At 68.2% G+C, this 20,001-nt stretch carries 15 protein-coding genes and 1 pseudogene; 9 read left to right on the forward strand and 7 right to left on the reverse strand.

Features of this window, described 5'->3' with window-relative positions; all coding sequences use genetic code 11:
* Together ACTWQN_RS16505 and ACTWQN_RS16510 are read left to right on the forward strand one after the other, a co-directional pair.
* A complete protein-coding gene (locus ACTWQN_RS16505) occupies positions 1–1,218 on the forward strand; it encodes an MFS transporter (RefSeq protein ID WP_443204365.1) in 1,218 nt (405 codons plus the stop codon).
* Positions 1,205–2,359 (forward strand): acyl-CoA dehydrogenase family protein, encoded by a 1,155-nt coding sequence (locus ACTWQN_RS16510; protein ID WP_443204366.1) that lies wholly within the window; start codon positions 1,205–1,207, stop codon positions 2,357–2,359. Before ACTWQN_RS16505 ends, ACTWQN_RS16510 begins: the two co-directional genes overlap by 14 nt.
* A 695-nt stretch (positions 2,360–3,054) precedes the next feature.
* Here the strand turns inward: ACTWQN_RS16510 and ACTWQN_RS16515 are convergent.
* Positions 3,055–5,240 (reverse strand): annotated as a pseudogene (locus ACTWQN_RS16515) (heavy metal translocating P-type ATPase).
* Between the two features lie 1,507 nt (positions 5,241–6,747).
* Between ACTWQN_RS16515 and ACTWQN_RS16520 the strand changes: the two are divergent.
* The gene (locus ACTWQN_RS16520; RefSeq protein ID WP_443204367.1) at positions 6,748–7,350 is read left to right on the forward strand and encodes a helix-turn-helix transcriptional regulator; all 603 of its coding nucleotides are present in this window, start codon (positions 6,748–6,750) and stop codon (positions 7,348–7,350) included.
* A gap of 215 nt (positions 7,351–7,565) precedes the next feature.
* Positions 7,566–8,438, forward strand: coding sequence for a DODA-type extradiol aromatic ring-opening family dioxygenase (locus ACTWQN_RS16525; RefSeq protein ID WP_443204368.1), 873 nt, complete (start codon positions 7,566–7,568; stop codon positions 8,436–8,438).
* Between the two features lie 436 nt (positions 8,439–8,874).
* Here ACTWQN_RS16525 and ACTWQN_RS16530 read toward each other — a convergent pair whose 3' ends face one another.
* On the reverse strand, positions 8,875–11,076 hold the full coding sequence (locus tag ACTWQN_RS16530) for a heavy metal translocating P-type ATPase (RefSeq protein WP_443204369.1): 2,202 nt from the start codon (positions 11,074–11,076) through the stop codon (positions 8,875–8,877).
* On the reverse strand, positions 11,073–12,815 hold the full coding sequence (locus ACTWQN_RS16535) for a cytochrome c oxidase assembly protein (protein WP_443204370.1): 1,743 nt from the start codon (positions 12,813–12,815) through the stop codon (positions 11,073–11,075). Before ACTWQN_RS16535 ends, ACTWQN_RS16530 begins: the two co-directional genes overlap by 4 nt.
* A 178-nt stretch (positions 12,816–12,993) precedes the next feature.
* On the opposite strand from ACTWQN_RS16535, the gene ACTWQN_RS16540 reads away from it, so the two are divergent.
* A complete protein-coding gene (locus ACTWQN_RS16540; protein WP_443204371.1) occupies positions 12,994–13,626 on the forward strand; it encodes a DJ-1/PfpI family protein in 633 nt (210 codons plus the stop codon).
* Between the two features lie 113 nt (positions 13,627–13,739).
* Positions 13,740–14,351, forward strand: coding sequence for an iron chelate uptake ABC transporter family permease subunit (locus ACTWQN_RS16545; protein ID WP_443204372.1), 612 nt, complete (start codon positions 13,740–13,742; stop codon positions 14,349–14,351).
* On the opposite strand, the gene ACTWQN_RS16550 is transcribed toward ACTWQN_RS16545, so the two are convergent.
* Genes ACTWQN_RS16550 through ACTWQN_RS16560 form a run of 3 tightly spaced genes read right to left on the reverse strand, consistent with a single transcriptional unit; the run spans position 14,326 to position 16,537 of the window.
* Positions 14,326–14,748: a hypothetical protein gene (locus ACTWQN_RS16550; protein ID WP_443204373.1), complete on the reverse strand. Its 423-nt coding sequence runs from the start codon at positions 14,746–14,748 to the stop codon at positions 14,326–14,328. The genes ACTWQN_RS16545 and ACTWQN_RS16550 overlap by 26 nt on opposite strands.
* Before the next feature lie 21 nt (positions 14,749–14,769).
* Positions 14,770–15,774, reverse strand: a complete 1,005-nt coding sequence (locus tag ACTWQN_RS16555) for a GlxA family transcriptional regulator (protein ID WP_443204374.1) — start codon at positions 15,772–15,774, stop codon at positions 14,770–14,772.
* A gap of 4 nt (positions 15,775–15,778) precedes the next feature.
* Entirely contained in the window at positions 15,779–16,537 is a 759-nt protein-coding gene (locus ACTWQN_RS16560) for an SDR family oxidoreductase (RefSeq protein ID WP_443204375.1), read from the reverse strand.
* Positions 16,538–16,668: 131 nt separating this feature from the next.
* On the opposite strand from ACTWQN_RS16560, the gene ACTWQN_RS16565 reads away from it, so the two are divergent.
* From ACTWQN_RS16565 to ACTWQN_RS16575, 3 genes are read left to right on the forward strand one after another with little or no spacing between them, the layout of a single operon-like run.
* Positions 16,669–17,181 (forward strand): polysaccharide deacetylase family protein, encoded by a 513-nt coding sequence (locus tag ACTWQN_RS16565; RefSeq protein WP_443204376.1) that lies wholly within the window; start codon positions 16,669–16,671, stop codon positions 17,179–17,181.
* Positions 17,182–17,223: 42 nt separating this feature from the next.
* Positions 17,224–17,634 (forward strand): cupin domain-containing protein, encoded by a 411-nt coding sequence (locus ACTWQN_RS16570; protein WP_443204377.1) that lies wholly within the window; start codon positions 17,224–17,226, stop codon positions 17,632–17,634.
* A gap of 7 nt (positions 17,635–17,641) precedes the next feature.
* Positions 17,642–18,514, forward strand: coding sequence for an NAD-dependent epimerase/dehydratase family protein (locus tag ACTWQN_RS16575; RefSeq protein ID WP_443204378.1), 873 nt, complete (start codon positions 17,642–17,644; stop codon positions 18,512–18,514).
* Here the strand turns inward: ACTWQN_RS16575 and pdxR are convergent.
* Complete coding sequence (gene pdxR / locus ACTWQN_RS16580) at positions 18,486–19,991, reverse strand: MocR-like pyridoxine biosynthesis transcription factor PdxR (protein ID WP_443204379.1); 1,506 nt, start codon at positions 19,989–19,991, stop codon at positions 18,486–18,488. The two genes, ACTWQN_RS16575 and pdxR, sit on opposite strands and share 29 nt — an antisense overlap.
* Positions 19,992–20,001: the final 10 nt, after the last annotated feature.

The raw sequence follows: 20,001 nt of genomic DNA on the forward strand, positions 1-20,001 counted from the left end.
TTGTCGCGGCAACTGGCCGGTTTGCGGCTGCTCACGAATCGGCAGCGCTTCCTGCTGGTGGGCTCGTTCCTCATCGCGCTCGGCGGGTTCGCGGTGCTGCCCTACATGTCCGTGGTGCTGCACCAGCGTCTCGGCATGCCCCTCGGCACTGTCGGAGCGGTGCTCGCGGTCGCCTCCCTAGTGCAGTTCGCCGGAGCAGTGGTGGGAGCCGCCGTCGCCGAGCGGATCGGCCTGCAACGGACCATGCTGCTTGCGCTGGTGATCCGCACCGCGGGGTTCGCCGGGTTCATCGTGGGGCTGCGCTGGCCCGGTGCCGCAGTCGCGGCACTGGTCCTGACCTCCTGCGGAGCGGCGCTGTACCTCCCGGCGAACAAGGCGTACCTGCTGCTCGGCGTCAACGGGCGTCCTCGCCCGCTGCTGGTGTCGGCCAGCAACTCCGCGATCAACGCCGGAATCGCCCTCGGACCGGTGGCTGCCGCGCCCTTTGCGCTCCACGACTCCACCGCGCTGTTCATCGCGATCACTCTGCTGTTCACCGTCGTGACGATCGGACATGCGCTGCTGCCTCGGGAAGCGGCGAGCAACACCGAACCTCCCGGAGGGAAGGCGTCGCAGGTGCTGGCCAGCATCGCCATCCTGCCGTTCGGGATCACCGTGCTGACCCTGTACCTGCACATGCTCTTCTACAACTACCTGGCCGTCTACGCCGTACCCCGAGTGTCCACTGTGTTCTACGGCATTGTGCTGATGCTCTACTCGTCGGGGATGGCGGTGGTGCCGCCCCTGTTGTCCGGCTGGATCGGACGGTTGACCTACCCCCGTGCGATGCTGATCGGCTTCACGGCCATGGCCATCGGAATGGGCGTGCTGGCGATCGGCACCGCCGTCGCGATCCTGATCGGTGTGCTCGTCCTCTGCCTCGGCGAGGCGGTGCTCTTCCTCAAGAACGAACTCGAAGCCCTCGCCCGATCCAGTCGCCCACCGGCCGTGGTGTTCGGGCAGCAACGACTCGCTGCCGGAATCGGGGCCTTCACCAGCGGCATCATCGGCGGCCTCGGCTACGACCTGCTCGACCGCGCCGACAGCGCCCATCTGTTCTGGCTCGCCGTCGCCGCGCAATGCGCACTCCTACCTTCGCTGTTACTCGTCGCGCGTCGGTTGACGGGCGCGCGATCCTCCGTGCGAGAGAACCCTGGGGAGCACCATGGATCCGGATGATGCCAAGACCGTGGCCGCGGACATCGCCGACCGACTGCGGGCCGACGCCGTCGAACGGGACCGCGCGAACCACCCACCGTGCGAAGAAGTCGAACTGCTCCGCAATTCCGGACTGCTCGCCCTCCCACCGGACGACCACGTGACCACCCACGCGGTGACCAGAGTCGTGGCCGCAGCCGACCCCTCCATCGGCCACCTGCTCGGCTACCACTACCTGCACCTGTGGCGAGCCGGGCTGTTCGGCAACACCGAGCTGGTCGCGCGGATGCGTCGGCACCCCCACTTGTTCTGGGCCGGAGTGAGCAACCCACCCAATCCGCTGGACACGGGGCTGTGCATGACACCCGCCGATGGCGGGTTCCTGGTCAACGGCCGCAGGACCTTCGCCACCGGAACCCGCGTCGCGGACCGTCTGCTCGTCAGCGCCACGCGGGACGACACCGGCGGGAGCTGCACCTTCCTCGTGGACGCCCGCGCACCCGGAATCACCCACCTCGACGACTGGGACAACATCGGGCAACGGCTGTCCGCCAGCGGCAGTGTGGTCTTCGACGACGTACACGTCGACACCGACGACATCCTCGGCTCGCCCGCACCGGATGCGGACGATCCGCGAACACTCCAGATGTCACTGAGCTCGCTGGCCTTCCAAGCAATCCTCGCCCACCTGTGCGTGGCCATCGCCGAAGGCGCACTGGCCGAAGCCGCCGACTACACCCGCCAGCGCACCCGGCCCTGGGTGCTCAGCGGCGTGGACGCGGCAACCGAGGACCCGTACATCCTGGCCGGTTACGGCGAACTGGCCGCAAGCGTGCAAGCGGCCGGACTGCTCGCCGACCATGCCACAGCCGCGTTGCAGGACGTGGCAGGTCGAGGCACCGCGTTGACCGCCGAGCACCGCAGTGCAGCAGCCGCGACGATCTTCTCGGCGAAGATCGTCGCGACCAAGACCGTCAACGAGACCACGGCGAAGATCTTCGAGCTCATCGGCGCGCGGGCCACCGCCACTCGGTTCGGCTTCGACCGGTTCTGGCGCAACGCCCGCACCCTGACCCTGCACGACCCGGTGGCCTACAAAGCCCGAGAGGTCGGAGCCCATTTCCTCATCGGCAGACGACCTGAACCCACTGCCTACAGCTGATCCAGCCGAGTTGTGCCCTGGACACAGCGGAAGTCACGCTCGCCGCCGCGTCACGACGTGGACCCCGGGGTCATGGTCGAGAACCGTGAACGGTCGTTGCTTTGGAGCAGGGCTGCGACGTATGGCCCAGCAGCGGCACGATTGTCGCTGTTGGTGATGGTTCGGCGGTCAACTGTCGAAAGCGCTCTCGTTTGCAGTGAGCAACACCTCCTGGGCGGATAGCTTCCGGAGATCTTCCAACCAGTCGTACATATGAGCCTGGGCGGGTATCGCGGACCGCGCGGGCGCGGAGTGAGCAGGTGTCGGGGGGAAGACGGACCTGGGGATTCGGTGGGTACTTCTCGGCGTGCTCGGCCTGTTCACGCTCGTCGATCTGGTGCGCCTGTTGCTGGAGTTCTCGTGCATCGGTTGCTGTTGCGTCCTTCGTCGTCGCGCCGTCGGCAGTCGGAGTGAAGTCCGCGAGCTTGCTGGCTGGGGCCGGTCCCTATGCGGCGGTGGGCAATTCCGACCCGGGTGTCGTGGTTCGGTTGGGAACGCCGCTGCTGCGGCTGATTGCGGATGTGGCCGCGATCGGATGCGTCGGGGGCTTGGCTTTTGCCGCCTGCATGTCCGTCCCAGTGGCGTCCAGGTTGGTGTCACCGGAGGGCTATGAGGCGGTGCGTACCGCCCACGCTGGCGGCCATGCCGCACCGTCGTTAGGACCGGCCCGGAGCTCCGAACTTGCGTAGCCGCAGGCTGTTGGTCACCACGAACAGCGAGGACAGAGCCATGGCTCCTGCTCCAATCAGCGGGTTGAGCAAGCCGAACGCGGCCAGCGGCAGGGCTGCGATGTTGTAGCCGAACGCCCAGACCAGGTTGCCGCGGATCGTGCGCAGCGTGGCGCGAGCCAGCGAGACCGCGCTGGGCACGACGTTGAGGTCGTCGCGGACCAGGATCAGGTCGGCCGCGCCGAGTGCGACGTCGGTGCCGGTGACCACGGCAAGGCCGAGGTCTGCCCGGGCGAGCGCCGGTGCGTCGTTGACGCCGTCGCCGACCATGGCCACGGTGCGTCCTTGTCCGCGCAGCTTTTCGATCGTGGCGGCCTTGTCAGCGGGTAGCACCTCGGCCAGGACCTCGTCGATGCCGACCTCGGCGGCGACTGCGCGCGCGGTGGCTTCGTTGTCGCCGGTGAGCAGCGCCGTGCGCAGGCCCAGCCGGTGCAGTCGTTCGACGGCAGGGGCGGTCGACGGCTTCACCGTATCGGCCACCGCCAAGACTCCCGCGACCACGTTGTCCACGGCCACCACGACGGTGGTGCTCCCCGCATGTTCATACCGGATGCGTTGATCGTCGAGCTCGGCCGGGATCGCCACGCCGCATTCGGTCAGCATGCGGGCCGAGCCGACCAGCACCGCGCGACCGTCCACCACCCCGCAGGCGCCCAGCCCGGCCAGGCTGGAAAAGTCCTCCACCACGGGCAGCTCATCGAATTCCTGTCGCGCAAGACCGCTGATAGCCCGCGCCACCACGTGCTCCGAGGCGTCCTCGACCGCCCCGGCGTGGCGCAGCAGCGTCGCCCGATCAGCCCCTCCGGCGAGGTGGAGGTCGACGACGGACATCCTCCCGGTGGTGAGCGTGCCGGTCTTGTCCAGCACGACCGTGTCGATCGCTCGGGCCGACTCCAGCGCCTGGTGGCCCTTGATGAAAATGCCCAGCTGGGCGCCGCGGCCCGATGCGGCCAGCAGCGCGGTCGGCGTGGCCAGACCGAGCGCGCACGGGCAGGCGATGATCAGCACCGCCAGCGCTGCGCTGAACGTCTCTTCCACGGCAGCGCCGAGCAGCCACCACGTCAGGAACGTCAGCACGGCAAGCCCGCACACCACGGGCACGAACCAGGCGGAGATCCGGTCGGCCAGCCGCTGGATCCCGGCCTTGTCGTTCTGCGCCCGCTCGACCAACCGCACCAGTTGGGCCAGCTGGGTGTCTGCCCCCACGCGGGTGGCACGCACCACCACCCGGCCGCTGAGCGCAACGGTCCCGCCGATGACCTCGTCGCCGGGAGAGATCTCGATCGGTGCGGATTCCCCGGTCATCGTGCTGGTGTCCACCGCGCCGTGCCCGCGCAGCACCTCACCGTCGGTGGCGATCGTCTCGCCCGGCCGAACCACGAAGTGCTCCTCGATGCGGAGATCGGCGACGGGAACGCACTGTTCCCGACCATCGCGCAGTACCGCCACATGCTTCGCGCCGATCGCGGCCAAAGCGCGGAGCGCCCCGCCGGCGCGGCGCTTCGCCTTCGCTTCGAACAACCGCCCGGCGAGTACGAACGTCGTCACCCCGGCCGCCACGTCCAGGTCGACGGAACCGCCTGGGCGCAGCAACAAACCCCACGCGCCATCGGTCGCGGCCGACGTCCCGCCATGAGCGAAGATCGTGTAGACCGACCAGCAGCTGGCCGCGACGATTCCCAACGACACCAACGTGTCCATCGAACTCGACCGTGCCGCGCGTTCACCAGCGCCTTGCGGTGAAACGGCCACGCGCACCACGTCGCAACCGGAACCGTCATCGCCAGCAGGACCCACTGCCAACTCGGAAACCGCAGGGATGGCACCAAGGCCATCGTGATCGACAAGTCCGCCAGCGGAGCTCCCAGCAGCAGCGCTACCACCAGCCGCCGCCAGAGGTAGCGCACCTGGCCGTCATCGATCTCGTCCTCGCCCGCTTCGACCAACTGCGCCTGGTAGCCAGCGCGTTCGACCTCCGCGATCAGCGAATCGACCGGGACATCGTGCGGGGCTTGCACCGCCGCGTTCTCCGTGGCGAAGTTGACGCTCGCCGTGACCCCGTCGAGCTTGTTGAGCTTGCGCTCCACCCGCGCCGCGCACGCGGCGCAGGTCATACCCCCAACGGCCAGCTCCACCGACCGCAACCGCCTGTCGGGCTGCCATGCCACCCTCGGCGGGGACGGTTCCACCGGAGCCGGCGACCGCGCCGGGGCGGAAGACCTGAGCACGGCCCCACAGCGCGAAGATCCATGCCACGACGTGAACCGCCAGGTAGACCACCAGCAGCCAGGTCAACGCCGCAGACCCTCCCATCGGGAAGACCAGCATGTAGACCATGATCAGTTCGTCGATCGTCGCCGCGACCCACAGCGGGTTGAGCATCCCTTCGCGGCGGCGAAAGACAACTGTCGCGGTGCCCCTGCGCAGCTGCCAGGACGAGGACCACACCGGACCCGACTCGGTAGAACGCGGGATGTGCCATGTGCGGCACGAGGTGCATTCCGAGCATTCCCACGGCCATGATGCAGTGGCCGACGTGCCACCACCGGGCCTGCGCCCGCATGAGCCACGCATGCACGACGAGGACACCGACGAACATCACCGCCCACACCAACCGCAACCAGGTCGGCAGCAACGACATGCTCATCATCGGCGTCATGCGTGTCCTCTCCACCCGCTAGGGCCGCTCGCCTCACCAGCGGTCTGCGTCCAGTCAGCAGGTCGGACACCCACGCCCCGGAGTTCCCGGCTTGTGACCTACTCGACTTTCCGCGGGCGATGCCGATCCGGACCCGGCTGCGACTTTTGTGACGAATCGTGCAGACGGGCCAGCATGGCGTTGTAGGCGGCCAATGCGTCTTCGTCGGAGTCCACGTCAACGGAATCGGAAGTCAACGGCGGGGACCCGGAGTCCGCGGTCCGATTGAGGGTGTTGCGTCGCGCCGACTCCAACCAAGTACCGAGTCCCGCTTCGGCGCCACTGAGGACAGAACGGTCGCTGGCCCCGGAAGGAGCACCGGAGGTGGCCGTTCATGTCTGCTGGCCGCAGCCTTGCTTGTGGCGTGTCGTGGTGATGTCTCGCGATGCCCTCACTGCGTCCGTGCGAACCCCGCCGACGAACTCCCGGTGGAGTTCACGGAGGCATGAGCTCACGGCTCACAGGATCCACACAAATATCCAGGATAATCGATGTCCATATTCGGCACTCGACGATGGAAAAACCTTTACACGCCAACTGGTCCAAGAAAAACAGCAGCAATTGGATCGACAGTCCCGCTCGCGGCCGGAGTAGCCTCTACCCATGAGACTTCCATCCGACTCAGGAACCACCTACGACAACCTGCTGACGCATACGCCGCCCTTCATGCCAGAGGCCGCCCACTTCATGGTTGGTGTCGTCACGGTCCCGCCAGGTGGCCCGGGAAGCGGTCCGCGCCGACGCTGAGGAACCGCGTGCTATCGATCTGGAAATCGGATTCGTGGAGACCCCACATGCCCGAAACGGCAGGATGCGAACTGGCTCGGCGGGACAAGATGGATCTGGCAGCCATGCGGCGCCAGGTTGTCCGAGGCAACGGAACACCTGCACACAGCCCACCAGATACGTCAGCCCGCGTATCCGTGACCGTCTACGCCGACGACGGGATCATGAAGGCAGCGGTTCTCACCGCACTGGAACACGATGCGAACATCGAGCTGGTTCCCGCTGTCGCAACCTCCCGCGCCCGAGTCTCACTGATCGTCGCGCACCAAATCGACGATCCCGTCCTGAGACTGCTGCGCCGATTGCGGCGCAGCCGGACACAAGTCGGGCTCGTACTGGACATCGTCGGTGCAGTGACACTGCCCTACTTGCTGGCGCACGGGGTGCTGGCACTAGTACGCCGCACTGAGGCCAACCAGGAACAACTCACCCATATGGTCGCAGCCATCGCCCGCAGCGAGCCGATCAGCGACTTCCAGCCACCGCCCTGCGTCCCCCCAGCCACTCCGTCGCACAAGCCCATGCCGCCGTATCCGTCCCAATGTCTGGCACCGCTGAACCCCAGGGAGATCCGCCTCCTGCAACTGGCCGCCGACGGCCTCAACACCGAAGAAATCGCTCAGAAAATGGCCTACTCGTCGCGCACCGTGAAAAACGTCCTCAAAGGTGTGACCGGACGATTCCACCTCCACAACCGCACCCACGCCGTAGCCTGGGCACTACGACAAGGATTCATCTGACACACGAATCACCGCTAACGTCTGGTGTCGGCGCGCTCCTCACCCTACTCGCGGATATGGCGTTGCCCCGGTTTGGCGAGGAGTTTCGGCGAGATCTCAACGGCTCAGGCGCGATGTATTCCCGGGAGCGCCGAATCCGGGTACGGGCTGGGATTGACAGCCTGCACTCGGTGTGTCGCAGGCTGACCCATACCCAAGCAAGAGAAGGATCGATCGTGATCGACGCACTCCACGAGCACCCGAAGAATCCAGCTGGCGCCTACCACGAGCTGGTGGCCCGTGTGCTGCCGCAGGCTCGTGCGCAACGCACCTGGGGCAGCAGTGACGGGCCGCTGCCCGCGCTGTTCGTCAGCCACGGCGCCCCACCGACCCTCGACCACTCGCCGTGGCTGAACGACTTGTACACCTGGGCGCAGACCATGCCCAAGCCCCGCGCCATCGTGGTTGTGTCGGCGCATTGGGAGGACGCCCCCCTCGCCATCACCAACCCGGCGGCCGGAACTCCTTTGTACTACGACTTCGGTGGGTTCCACCCGCACTATTACACGCTGCCCTATTCGACACCGGACGCCACCGCGCTCGCTGGGCGCGTCACCGCCACCTTGGCCGACACCACCGAGGTGCACCAGCACACGCGCCGCGGCCTAGACCACGGGGCATTCATTCCGCTCATGGCCATGTACCCGGCCGCCGACGTCCCGGTCATCCAGCTCAGCATGCCCACGCTCGACCCCGCGGAGCTGTTCACCCTCGGGCAGCGGCTGCGGTCTTTGCGCGAGGAAGGCATTCTCGTCATCGGTTCCGGATTCATGACCCACAGCTTCGCAGCCGTGCGCAGCCCTGCACTCGCCGGATATACCCAGGCCTTCGACACCTGGGCCGCCGATGCACTCGCCCGAGGCGACATCGACGCTCTCGCCGACTACCACAACAAAGCACCCAGTGCCGACATCGCCCATCCCACCGCCGAGCACTTCGTCCCGCTTCTGCTCACCCTAGGTGCCGCCGACCACCCCGACACGACCGTCACCACCGCCGTCGACGGGATGGTCGGCAACAATTCCATCCGCTCCATCCAGGTCGCCTGACGATTGCTCGATTCGTACCCGCGAGTGGGCTCGAAAACCCTCGTGCCGTCAGCGCATGAAAGACCCTCGTTGATGTCGAAGTTCGCACCGGTGATGTGTCCTGCGGTTTCACTCACCAGATAAGTGACGAGCGCAGCCACTTCCCCCGGGGTTCCCAAGCGTCCGACCGAGACAGCTGACGCGAGCCTGCTCAGCGCTTCGGGCAGGGAGGCCGTCAATGACCGGCGACCGGACCGAGACCGCAAAGACGGTCGTGCCACACGAGGTGAGCTCACGGGCGAACACCTTCGCCAGAACGAGCACGCCCGCTTTGGCTGCGGAGTAGTGCGTTCCGGAGACCCGTCCACCCTGCCGGCCCGAAGAACGCCATACCGGTGCTGGCCGGTGGCGCGCCGGTGCTGTCGTCGGGCTTCGCGTGCCTACGGCATGACGTGTCCTAAGAAGAGTGACTGGTGAACGAACGCAGCCGCATGCTGTTCGACACCACCAGCACCGATGACAGGGACATCGCAGCGCCGGCGATCAGCGGATTCAACAGTCCGAGGGCTGCCAACGGGATAGCCGCGATGTTGTAGGCGAAGGCCCACGCCAGGTTCCCCCGAATTGTGGTGACGGTGCGTCGCGCCAGCCGGATGGTGTCGGCGACCGCTCGGAGGTCGTCACGGACCAGGATGACGTCGGCGGCTTTCATGGCCAGGTCGGTCCCGTCGGCGATGGCGATACCGAGGTCCGCGGTCGCCAGCGCTGCGGCGTCGTTGATTCCGTCGCCGACCATCGCCACGCATCGGCCCGCGTCCTGCAGTTCCCGGATGGTGCTCGCCTTGTCGGCGGGCAGCACGCCGGCGCGCCACTCGTCGACACCGATGTTGTCCGCGACGGCGCGGGCAGCGGCCTCGTGGTCGCCGGTGAGCAGGAGCGTGCGCAGCCCCAGCCGGTGTAGTTCACGCACTCCCTCGCGCGCCGAATCGCGGAGTTGGTCGGAGAGGGTGAGGAAGCCGACGACAGCATCGTCCCGGGTGATGAAGACGACCGTTGCTCCGTCCACACGGGACTGTTCGGCGGCGGCTGCCACATCCGCTGGGACAGCGAGGCCATCCGGCACTGCGCCGACGGTCACGACGGCGTCGTCGACGCGGCCGCGTACACCGAGCCCCGGCAGAGCCCGGAAGTCGTCGGCCGCGGCGACCGGTCCCGCAGCCGCGGTGATGGCCACGCCGAGCGGGTGCTCCGAGCCCGACTCGACGGCTCCGGCGAGCCGGAGCAGCTCGTCACGGGAAATGCCGAAAGCATGCACTGTGGTGACCGTCATCCGTCCGGTCGTCAGGGTGCCTGTCTTGTCGAGGACAACGGTGTCGACGGCGCGCGTCACTTCGAGCGACTCGGTGCTCGTCACGAGGATGCCCAGCTGCGCACCCCGCCCGATCCCCACCAGCAGTGCGGTGGGCGTGGCCAGGCCGAGCGCGCACGGGCAGGCGATGATCAGCACCGAGACAGCGGCCGCGAACCCGTCGCCCACCTCGTGGCCGGTCAGCAGCCAGCCCGCGAAGGTCGCCAGCGCGCTCGCGAGAACTACCGGAACGAACACCGCGCATACCCGGTCGACGAGCCGTTGCACCCGCGCTTTGTCGGCCAGTGCTCGCTCGGCCAGGGCGGCCATCCGCGAGACCTGCGATGCCTCGCCGACGTCGGTGGCGGTGACGACCAGCCGCCCGTTCAGCGTGGTCGTGCCGCCGAGCACCCGGTCGCCAGGGCCGGCCTCCGCCGGGAGCGGCTCGCCGGTCACCGCGCTCGTGTCGATGGCCGAGCGACCCGACACGACCACTCCGTCAGCGGCCAGCCGTTCGCCGGGCTTCACGACGAAGAGGTCGTCATGCCGGAGCGAAGCAACGTCGACCAGGACCTCCGCGCCTTCGCGCACGACGCAGACCTGCTTGACCGTCAGGGCGTCGAGCGCCGTGAGCAGACTCGCCGCCCCGGTCTTCGCCCGCGCCTCGAAATACCGGCCGGAGAGCAGGAAAGTGGTGACCCCAGCGGCGACGTCGAAGTAGAGCGTACTGGCCCCGCCCACGTCCAGGCCGAACCAAGCCGGGGCCGGAGAACCGGATCCCGTCACGAGAGGCCACGTCGACCAGCCGAACGCGGCGAGCACCCCCAGCGACACCAAGGTGTCCATACTGGACGCGCGGTGCCGCAGATTCACTAGCGCCGCGCGGTGGAACGGCGCGGCGCACCAGAAGACCACCGGGAAGGCCAGCAGCAGGCAGAGCGCTTCCCAGCCTGGGAACCGCAGTCCTGGCACCAGCGCAAGCGTGATCGAGAAGTCGCACAGCGGGAACGTCAGCACCGCTGCGACGGCCATCCGCCGCCGCAGGTCCCGGGCCCGCGCCCCGTGACGGTCTTCGTCGAGCCCGGGCGAAGCCGGTGCGGCGGTGTAGCCCGCCGCCTGTACCGCGCCGGTCAGCGTGACCGCGGACACAGCCGGGGAGTACCTCACTGACGCCTTTTCGGTGGCGTAGTTCACTGTGGCGTCGACCCCGTCGATTCGGTTGAGCGCCCGCTCGACGCGCGTGGCGCAGGCGGCGCACGTCATCCCGCCGATCACCAGGTCCGTCCGCAGGGAACCCGCAATCGCCTTCATGGCAGGACCTTCCGTGTGGCCAGCGTTTCGAGGAGAGCGTGGTGGTTGTCGTCGAGCCCGCCGATCCCGGTCCTCGCCCGGCGGCGTTCGAGCCGGTCGTCGTGGCGGCTCCACTGCACGAGCAGCAGCAAAACGGTGACCAGGAGCGGGAGCTCCCCACCGGCCCACGCGATCCCGCCACCGAGCCGCTGGTCTGCGAGCGGATCGGTCTGCCAGGTGAGACCGAGGGCCTGGTAGAACCGCTCGCCGAGCACGTCCTGGGCGTTTAGGACGAGGACCGCGAATGTGACGTGGAAGGGCGACGCCGCGAACAGGACGCCGAGCTTCGCCGCGTGCGGCAACGGTCGCGGCGCCGGGTCGACGCCGACGACCACCCAGTAGTACAGGTAACCGGTGAGGACGAAGTGGACATTCATCAGCTGGCGCGCCCAGTGCTGCTGCATCGCGGCCGGGAACAGCCCAGTGAAGTAAAGCAAATAGTACGACCCGACGAACACTACGAACGCGACTAGCGGATGGGCTCCGAACCTGGTGACTGGCGCGTGCAGCGCGGCGACGAGCCACGCACGGGCGGCGGCCGGGCCGTCCTTCCCGGTCGCCGGGAGCGCGCGCAGCGCCAGCGTGACCGGACCCGCGACCGCCAGCAGCGCTGGCGCCAACATGTTCAGCAGCATGTGGACGACCATGTGCAGGCTGAAGGAACCCGGTGCGTGCACCGCGAGCCCGGATGACGTCGACACCAGGATCAGCGACCAGCCTGTGATCCAGGCGAACATGCGGCCTCTCGGCCATGCGTCGCCCCGGCCATGCAGCCGGCGCATTCCGGCGAGGTAGGCCACGACGGCGAGCACGGCAACCACCCCGAACAGCAGGTCAGGTCGCCAGTGCAGCAGGAGTCCGGCCAGGCTGGGCGGGTCGGGGAGTTCGTAACCGAGGATTGTGTTCTGCGTGGAGGTGATGCGCCAGAAGAACGTCGGCGGTGTCAATTGGGCGAGCCCCACCGACAACGCGGTCGCCGCGGCAAGCAGCGCAAGTTCGACCCCCGCGATGCGCACGGCAGTGGTCGCGCCCCAGTGGCTGCGGGCCCAAGCGACAATCGCGAGCAGCGCTGCTGTGGCGGCGATCTTGACGAGAAGGAGCACTCCGTAACCGCTCGTGAGCCCGTCGGGGCCCGTCAGCAGGAATCCGCTGATCCCGCCGGAGAACAGGGTGACCACGGCGCAGACCAGACTCAGCCGCCGGTAGCGGCGCAGCACCAGCGGGCTCGGTTCACCCCGGCGTGCCCAGGAGATCAGTGCCGCCACCGACCCCGTCCACACTGCCGCCGCGGTGACGTGCCACACGATGCTGTTGGTGGCGACGTCGTGCCACGCACCCACCGCGACGTGGCCGACGACCACCGGAGGCAGCAGCGCCGCCACAGCAACCACGGACATCAGCGCGACCGCGCGCCACGAGACCAGCGTCCAGGCCGCCAGCGCCACCGCAGCGGCCAGCGCCAAGGTGATCAGCCAGGCCGTCGGCTGCGTGGGGGAAAGCAGCACCATCGCGCCGGCTGCCACCGCCCAGACGTTGGCCGCCCACCGTACGGGGCGCAGCGCCGCGAGGGCGGCGGGGGAGACGGCTCCGGACGCCGGTCCCGGCATCACGAACGCCGTGAACACCGCGCCACCTGCCGTCAACGCTCCGGCGACGTTGGCCAGCAGCCGGAACGCAGAGGCGCCGACATCAGTCCACATGGTGCGTTCCCTTCCCGCACGACAAACAGAACAGAATTGCCAAATCAGGACGCTAGGAATCTAGGACGTCCGGGAGCAAGCTCTGCGCGCATTGTTCGACGGATGTGGCTCGATCCCAGGGAAGAACGGCCGGATGGGTGGTGTCCGGGTCCGGTCATGCCCCGGCATGCTCCGGGGTATGACCGGACCCCGCACCACCGTCAAGGCGGATCTCGTGCTCTTTGACGGCTGTGACGACCTCGATGTGTTCGGACCCTTAGAAGCGCTCGGTATTGCCCGAAAACGGGGTGCGCCCATCGAGCTCCACACCGTCACGCTGACGCGGCAGAACATCGTCACTGCCCATGGCGTGTCCATCGTGCCGGACAGGGTGTACCAGCCGGGCGCCGATTATCTGGTGGTCCCCGGTGGTGGGTCGGGGGACAAGACGGGAGTGGGGGGCCAGCTCACCTCCGGTGCCTGGTCCGCTCCGCTCGCCGCCGCAGCAGCCTCGGGTACCGCGCTCGTTTCGGTGTGCACCGGGGCATTACTGCTCGCACAGGCCGGAGTGCTCGGCACTCGTCCCGTCACCACGCACCACGCGTCGCTCGACCGGTTGCACCGGATGGGGGCCAACGTGGTGACCGACCGCGTCGTCGATGCGGGAGACGTGATCAGCTCCGGCGGAATCACCAGCGGCATCGACCTCGGGCTGTGGCTGGTCGAGCGGATCGAGGGCCGGGCTGCGGCCGACCGTGTGGCGGAAGTGCTGGAGTACCAACGGTTCCGGCCTGCAGCGAACCACGACACCGGTTTACCTGACCATTCTTGAGGAACCGAGCCGAGAGGTGAGCTGTGCGTTTGTCCGAACCGCGCTCGTTCTGACCATCCTGGCGGGCCTGCTCGCCTCCGGGTGCGCTTCCGGCGCGCCGACCACCACGGTGAGTGCGCGGCGGCGCGGCGGCGCTCGGCCTTGACGCGTCGCGGCCGCGGCTCGTGCTGCTGGTATTTGTCACCCTGTTGACAGGGACGGCTGTCGCGGTCGCGGGCAGCATCGGTTTCATCGGCCTGGTCGTGCCGAATCTGACGCGCCTGCTGGTCGGCGCGGACCACCGGCGCGCGGTGGCGGCCGCTGCATTGCTGGGCGCCCTGGTGTTGGTTTGGGCGGACACTGCTGCAGCCACCTGGCCGACCGTCCACTGTCCACATTGTCTGGTGGGGAACGCCAGCAGGTACTGTTCGCGCGCGCTCGCCCAGCAGCCGCGGCTGCTGGTGCTCGACGAGCCGACCAACCACCTCGATCCCCGCCACCAGATCGCGATGCTGGAGCTAGCCGCCGCGCTGGGCATAACAGTGCTCGCGGCGCTGCACTCCCTTGACCTCGCAGCCCAATATGCCAACACTGTCCTCGTGCTGAACCGAGGACTGGTCTGCTGTGCAGGGCGGCCCCGGGACGTGTTCGGCCCGGAGCTGCTGCGCGACGTCTTCGGTGTCGCCGGGACCCTGTTGGACGATCCAGCGACGGGTGCGGTCAGGTTGCTGCTGCGCCCTTTGTGACTCGCCGGTCCCGCAGGACGGCGAGGACGATGGGACAGAGGCCGAGGATTGCCACCACGGCGTTGACGGTGTGGAGGAAGACCGTCTGCGCCGGGCTCGGGGGAAACGTGTTCAGCAGGTGGTAGAAGAAATGCGGTATGGAGAAGATCGAGTACGCCAGTGCCGCAGGCACGGCGTAGTGGGTTTTTGGCTTTACCAGTGCGATGCCCAGCACCAATGCGATGCCCAGCGTCGCACCGCCGAAGTCTTGGGAGAAGTGGTCGTTGAACGGCGGGTTCAGGTCCACGGTCGGGAAGTTGTCGTAGAAGCTGCGGGGGAACAGCTGGTTCCAGCCACCCACGATCAGCGTCTCGTAGAACGGGATCACCAAGGTGAGCCGGATGGCGAGATTGTTCATCGGTTTTCCTTCCGGTGGCACTCAGGCCGACTGGGCTGCGGAATGGCGGTGTTCGCGCCGGTAGCGCGCCGGTGTCGTCCCGGTCGCGTCGGCGAAGTGGATGCGGAACATCTCGTCGGAGCAAAAGCCGACCTCGCGGGCGATCAGCCCGACGGGGCGGTCGGTGGTCTCCAGCAGGCGGCGTGCCCGCGCGACGCGCTGGCGGGTGAGCCAGTGCATCGCCGTCATCCCGGTCTCGGATTGGAACCGCCGTGTGAGTGTGCGCACGCTCACGCCGGCGTGGGCCGCGATGGTGGTTAGCGTGTGCGGTTTCGCCAGGTTTTCCCGCAGCCACTGTCGGGTGCGCTCGAGCGAATCGCCCGCGAAGCCAACGGGGCGCTGGACGAGCTGGGGGTGGTCCCCGTCCCGGTGCGGGGCGCTGACCAGGAAGCGCGCGACCGCGTCGGCCGCGGTGGAACCCAGGTCGCAACGCAGCACGTGCAGGCACAGGTCGACACCGGCGAGCAGGCCGGCAGAGGTCAGGATCTGCCCGTCGTCGACGTACAGCTGTTTCTCGCGCACGTCGATGAACGGATACCGACGGCGCAGTTCTGCGGCGTCACGCCAGTGGGTGGTCGCTGGCCTACCGTCGAGCAGCCCGGCCTCGGCCAGCACGAACGCCCCGACGCAGATCGAAATGATTCGCGCTCCCCTCGCAGCGGCGTCGCGCAGCGCCGCCCGGACCTCCCGAGGAAGCGGCTCGTCCAGCGGTTGGCGCCCCGGGACGATGACGGTGTCAGCATCGTCCAAAGCGGACAGCGGCTCGACCCGCGTCGCCACCAGAGCGGCACCGATCTGCGGCCGGAGGTTCGGTCCGGCGAGCACGACCGAGTAGGGTTCGCGCAGGCGTGGCGCCTCGTCCACGAGGAAGTCGGGCCAGGAGCCGAAAACCTGCAGAGGCACCGCGAGATCCACGCCGACGGTGCCCGGCAACACGAGGATCGCGACGCGGTGGCGCGCCGGAGCTGGTCTGGATAGCGCGGTCATCGGCTTAGGCCCGTGCGGCGTCCTTCTCGACCCGACGCAGGTACTCGGCAAAGGTGCGCTTGCCGCAGGTGTACTCCTCCTTGGGGAGGAGCGCGCCACCGGTCATCGCCTTGCCGACCGCGCCCGGCATCCGCACGGACACCACGATCTTGCGCGCACCTCGCGCCTTGACCAGGCGGCGCGTCATGTCGGTCATCTGAAGCTGCTCGGGCCCGGCCAGCGGTCGCAGGTAACCGGCCGCCGCCTGTCCGACCTGGGTTGCCAGCGCGTGAGCGACTTCTTCCGCCGCGACGGGCTGGGACAGCTCACGGGGCACGACCACGAACGGCCCGTGAGCGCCGTCCAGAAGGGGCTCCGGAAACTCGTGGAACTGGGTAGCCCGCAGGATCGTCCAGGGGATCGGGCCTTGGCGGACCAGCTCTTCCTGCTCGCGCTTGCCGAAGTAGTAGCCGAGGTCGACGTCGTCGATGCCGACGATGGACAGCGCAATCACGTGCTGGACTCCGGCCGCCGAGCCGGCGTCGAGCAGGTTCCGCGTCGCTGCAGCGAAGAACTCGACCGAGGGCTTCTTGCGTACTGACATGATGTTGGTGACGTCGACGATCTCCTCGCAGCCTGCCAGCTTCTCGGCGAGCCCTTCGCCGGTGGTCAGGTCGACGCCGCGGGAACGCGCCAGCACGACCGGCTCGTGCCCGATCTCGGTAAGCTCCCTCACCAGCAGCGTGCCGATCATGCCGGTTCCGCCGGCGACTGCCACTCGCATCGGTCTTCCCTCATTTCACTCGAGTACGGATCACCCACTAGACGGGACAGCCCGGCGGAACGTGACACCGTGCGTCGTCCGTCACAGTGAAGGGGTGGCGCCGATCCGGTGGTGCGTCGTTCCGAATCACCGTGACCGCGTCCGTCACGTCCGACGCGATACTGCCCAGCTCTTTCGCGTGTTACGACAGGGTCGTCGGCTGCCGAGCGGCTGGCTTCCGCGCGCCGGAGTGGGCCTTCACCGAGGCCACGCTCGAGATTCTCGAGGAGACCGGATTTGCTTGGGACAGTTCGCTCATGGGGACGGAATTCGAGCCGTACCACCCGAGCGATCGGTTTGGCGTGCTCGAGATCCCGGTGTTGGGATATCTGGACGACTGGTCGTGTGTAGCCGACCACCGGCCGGGTTTCCAGTGGTGGCGGGAGATTTTCGATTACGCGCACCAGCGCGTGCCAGGTGGCGTCTACACGCTCACGGTGCACCCGCAGGTGATCGGCCGGGCGCACCACATCGCCGCCTTTGAGGAATTCCTACGGTATCTCCGAGGTTTCGGCGACGTCTGGTGTGCCACGTTCTCGGAGATCCACCGCGCGTGTTCCGGGGGAACACCTGTCGAGTGCACCGGTCCAAAGTGGCGGATGTGAAGTGGGCTACCGGACCCCCCGGGCGCGGCCTAGCGTGGAAGCATGACTGAGACACAACCCAAAACAAACTCCGTGATCAATCTGCTGCTCTCGCAGACTCCGTCCATTGCGGACGATTCGCACGTGATGACCGCGACGATCGAATTGCCGCCCGGCGACTCGGGCACTCCGCCGCACCGGCACTCCGGACCGGTCTTCGGCTACATGCTGGAGGGCGAAATGATCTTTGAGCTTGAGGGCGAGCCCGAGCGTGTGATCAGGGCTGGCGAAGCGTTCTGGGAGCCGGGCGGCGACGTGATCCACTACCAGGCCGCGAACAACCTCGCCGACTCGTGGAGCCGGTTCGTGGTGGTGATGATCTGCGCGCCGGGTCAGGAGATGCTGACGTTCGTAAGCCCCGAGGAGCTGGCCGAGCGCCAGGATCGCCGCGCGCCGCGTCCGGCCGGGCGCTGAGGAGGAGATGACGATGCGGATCTTCCTCGCCGGTGCCTCCGGCGTCGTCGGTCGCTGGGTGATCCCCGCGCTGCTCGCCGAGGGCCACGAGGTGGTCGGCCTGGCACGCAGCCAGGACTCACACGACAAGATCGGTGCACTGGGTGCGATCGCCGTCCTCGGCGACGTGTACGACGCGCCCGCGCTCACCGAGAACATCCGCGCCGCGCAGCCGGATGTCGTAATGCACCAGCTGACCGACCTGAGTTCGGGCAACCGCGCCGCGAACGCAAAGGTGCGCACGGTCGGCACCCGCAATTTGGTCGGCGCCGCGAAGGTGGCCGGGGTACGGCGGATGATCGCCCAGAGCATCTCGTGGGCCTACGCGCCGGGTGCCGAGCCCGCCACTGAGGACACGCCGCTCGACCTCGACGGCGGGCCTGACCGGCTGGGCACGGTCGAGGGCGTGGCGAACCTGGAGAATTCGGTCGCGCAGATGCCCGAATGGGTGGTCCTGCGCTACGGCACGCTGTATGGCCCGGGCACCTGGTACGAGCCTGGCGGCCTCATGGCCCAGCTCGCCCAGGCCGGAAAGCTGCCCGCGAACGCGGACATCTCGAGCTTCGTGTACGTCGACGACGCTGCCGCCGCCGCTGTCGCCGCGCTGTCGTGGCCGTCGGGCCCGGTCAACATCTGCGACGACGAACCCGCAGCGGGCCACGAGTGGGTGCCGGTGTTCTGCGCCGCAGTCGGTGTCCCGGAACCGGTTCGAACCGAGGGAGAGCGAGCGGGTTGGGCGAGGGGTGCGGACAACTCCCGCGCACGCAAAGAGTTGGGTTGGACGCCGAGTCGCGTGTCGTGGCGGGAGGAGTTTAGTGAGGAGAAGTTCCCGCGTCCGTAGGGGAGACGGGCCGGGAGCTGGCGGATCGCCCACACCACGGGGTGATCGCGGCTCCGTCGAGGACGTGGGAGAGGGCGTCGAGCGCGGGGCGCCACGAGTGCTGCGGTGGGGTGGCGTAGCCGATGATGAGCCCGGCGTTCCCGCAGCCGGGGGACTGCCAGTAGCCGGTGGCGTGCAAGCCCATCAGGCGGACGCCCGCGGCCAGCCCGGCGTCGACGAGGCGCTTCTCCTCCTGCCAGGAGGACAAAGGGAGCAGCGCGTGCAGTCCGGCCGGGACGCCTTCGAGGGGGACGTCGGTGAGGTCGGCGAGCCGGGTGGACAACTCGGCTCGCCGCTTCTGGTAGTTCTGCCGGGCGCCGCGGACGTGTCGGTCGTAGTCGCCGCGTTCGAGCAGGTCAGCGAGCGCGAGCTGGTCCGGTGCGCCGACAGTGGCTCCGGTGGCCGTGATGGCCTCCAGTACCGGGATGCGGAGGCGTTCCGGCAGGACCAACCAGCCGATCCGCAGTCCGGGCGCCAATGCCTTGCTGGTGCTTCCCGCGAAGACAACCCGCTCGGGGTCCAGCGCCTGCATGGCCCCCATGGGCTGCTTGTCGTACCGGAACTCGCCGTCGTAGTCGTCCTCGATGACGAAGCCGTCGAGGACACTCGCCCAGTCGAGGAAAGCGGAGCGCAGCGCGGGACTCAGCACGACACCGCGAGGGTGCTGGTGGGCAGGCGTCAGCAGCACTGCCCTCGCGTCCGGGGGGATGCCAGCCGGGTCGGCGCCGTGCGGACCGACGGTAAGGGGTGAGGTCACCAGCCCGGCACCGTGGATCATCCGCCGGTGGTGGGCGAGCCCCGGATCCTCCGTGGCGATCGTGCGAACCCCCAATTCACGCAGTGCGCGGGACAACAACGCCAGGCCGTGGGTGAAGCCGCTCGTGACCACGACGGCACGGGCCTCGGCGCGAACCCCTCGGGTCCGGGAGACATACATGGCGACCGCCTCGCGCAGGACCCTCAGGCCCGCCTGATCGCCGTAATCCATGCTGCTGTTGTCCGCCGCCGCCAGCGACCGTTTGACGCTGGCCGCCCAGAGGGCATGCGGGAAAAGGCTGACATCCGGCCTGCCGGGTCTCAGGTCGATGAGCCGACGCGTGGGGATGTTCGACGAGGAAGGGCGAGGAGCGATTTTCGCCGACGGAAGCCGGGTTTCGGCGACCCGGGTACCAGAGCCGGTCGTGCTGACGAGCCAGCCTTCGGCCACCAGCTGGGCGTAGGCCTCGACGACTGTTCCCCGCGCTATCCCCAGGTCGTCGGCGAGGCTGCGGGTGCCGGGCAGGCGGGTACCCGCAGGCAGCCGGCCAGAGGTCACCGCCTCCCGCAGCGCGGATTCGATCGACCGCGCCCGAGGTTCGGTACCCGCGCCGACGTCGATGTGCAGGTCGATGCCTACCGGGCTCCGTTCCGATCCGTGTCGCGGCAGGTCTTTGTCCACGGTGGTCCAC

It is taken from the genome of Saccharopolyspora antiqui (assembly GCF_052246905.1).
In the GTDB taxonomy this organism is placed as follows: Bacteria; Actinomycetota; Actinomycetes; order Mycobacteriales; family Pseudonocardiaceae; genus Saccharopolyspora.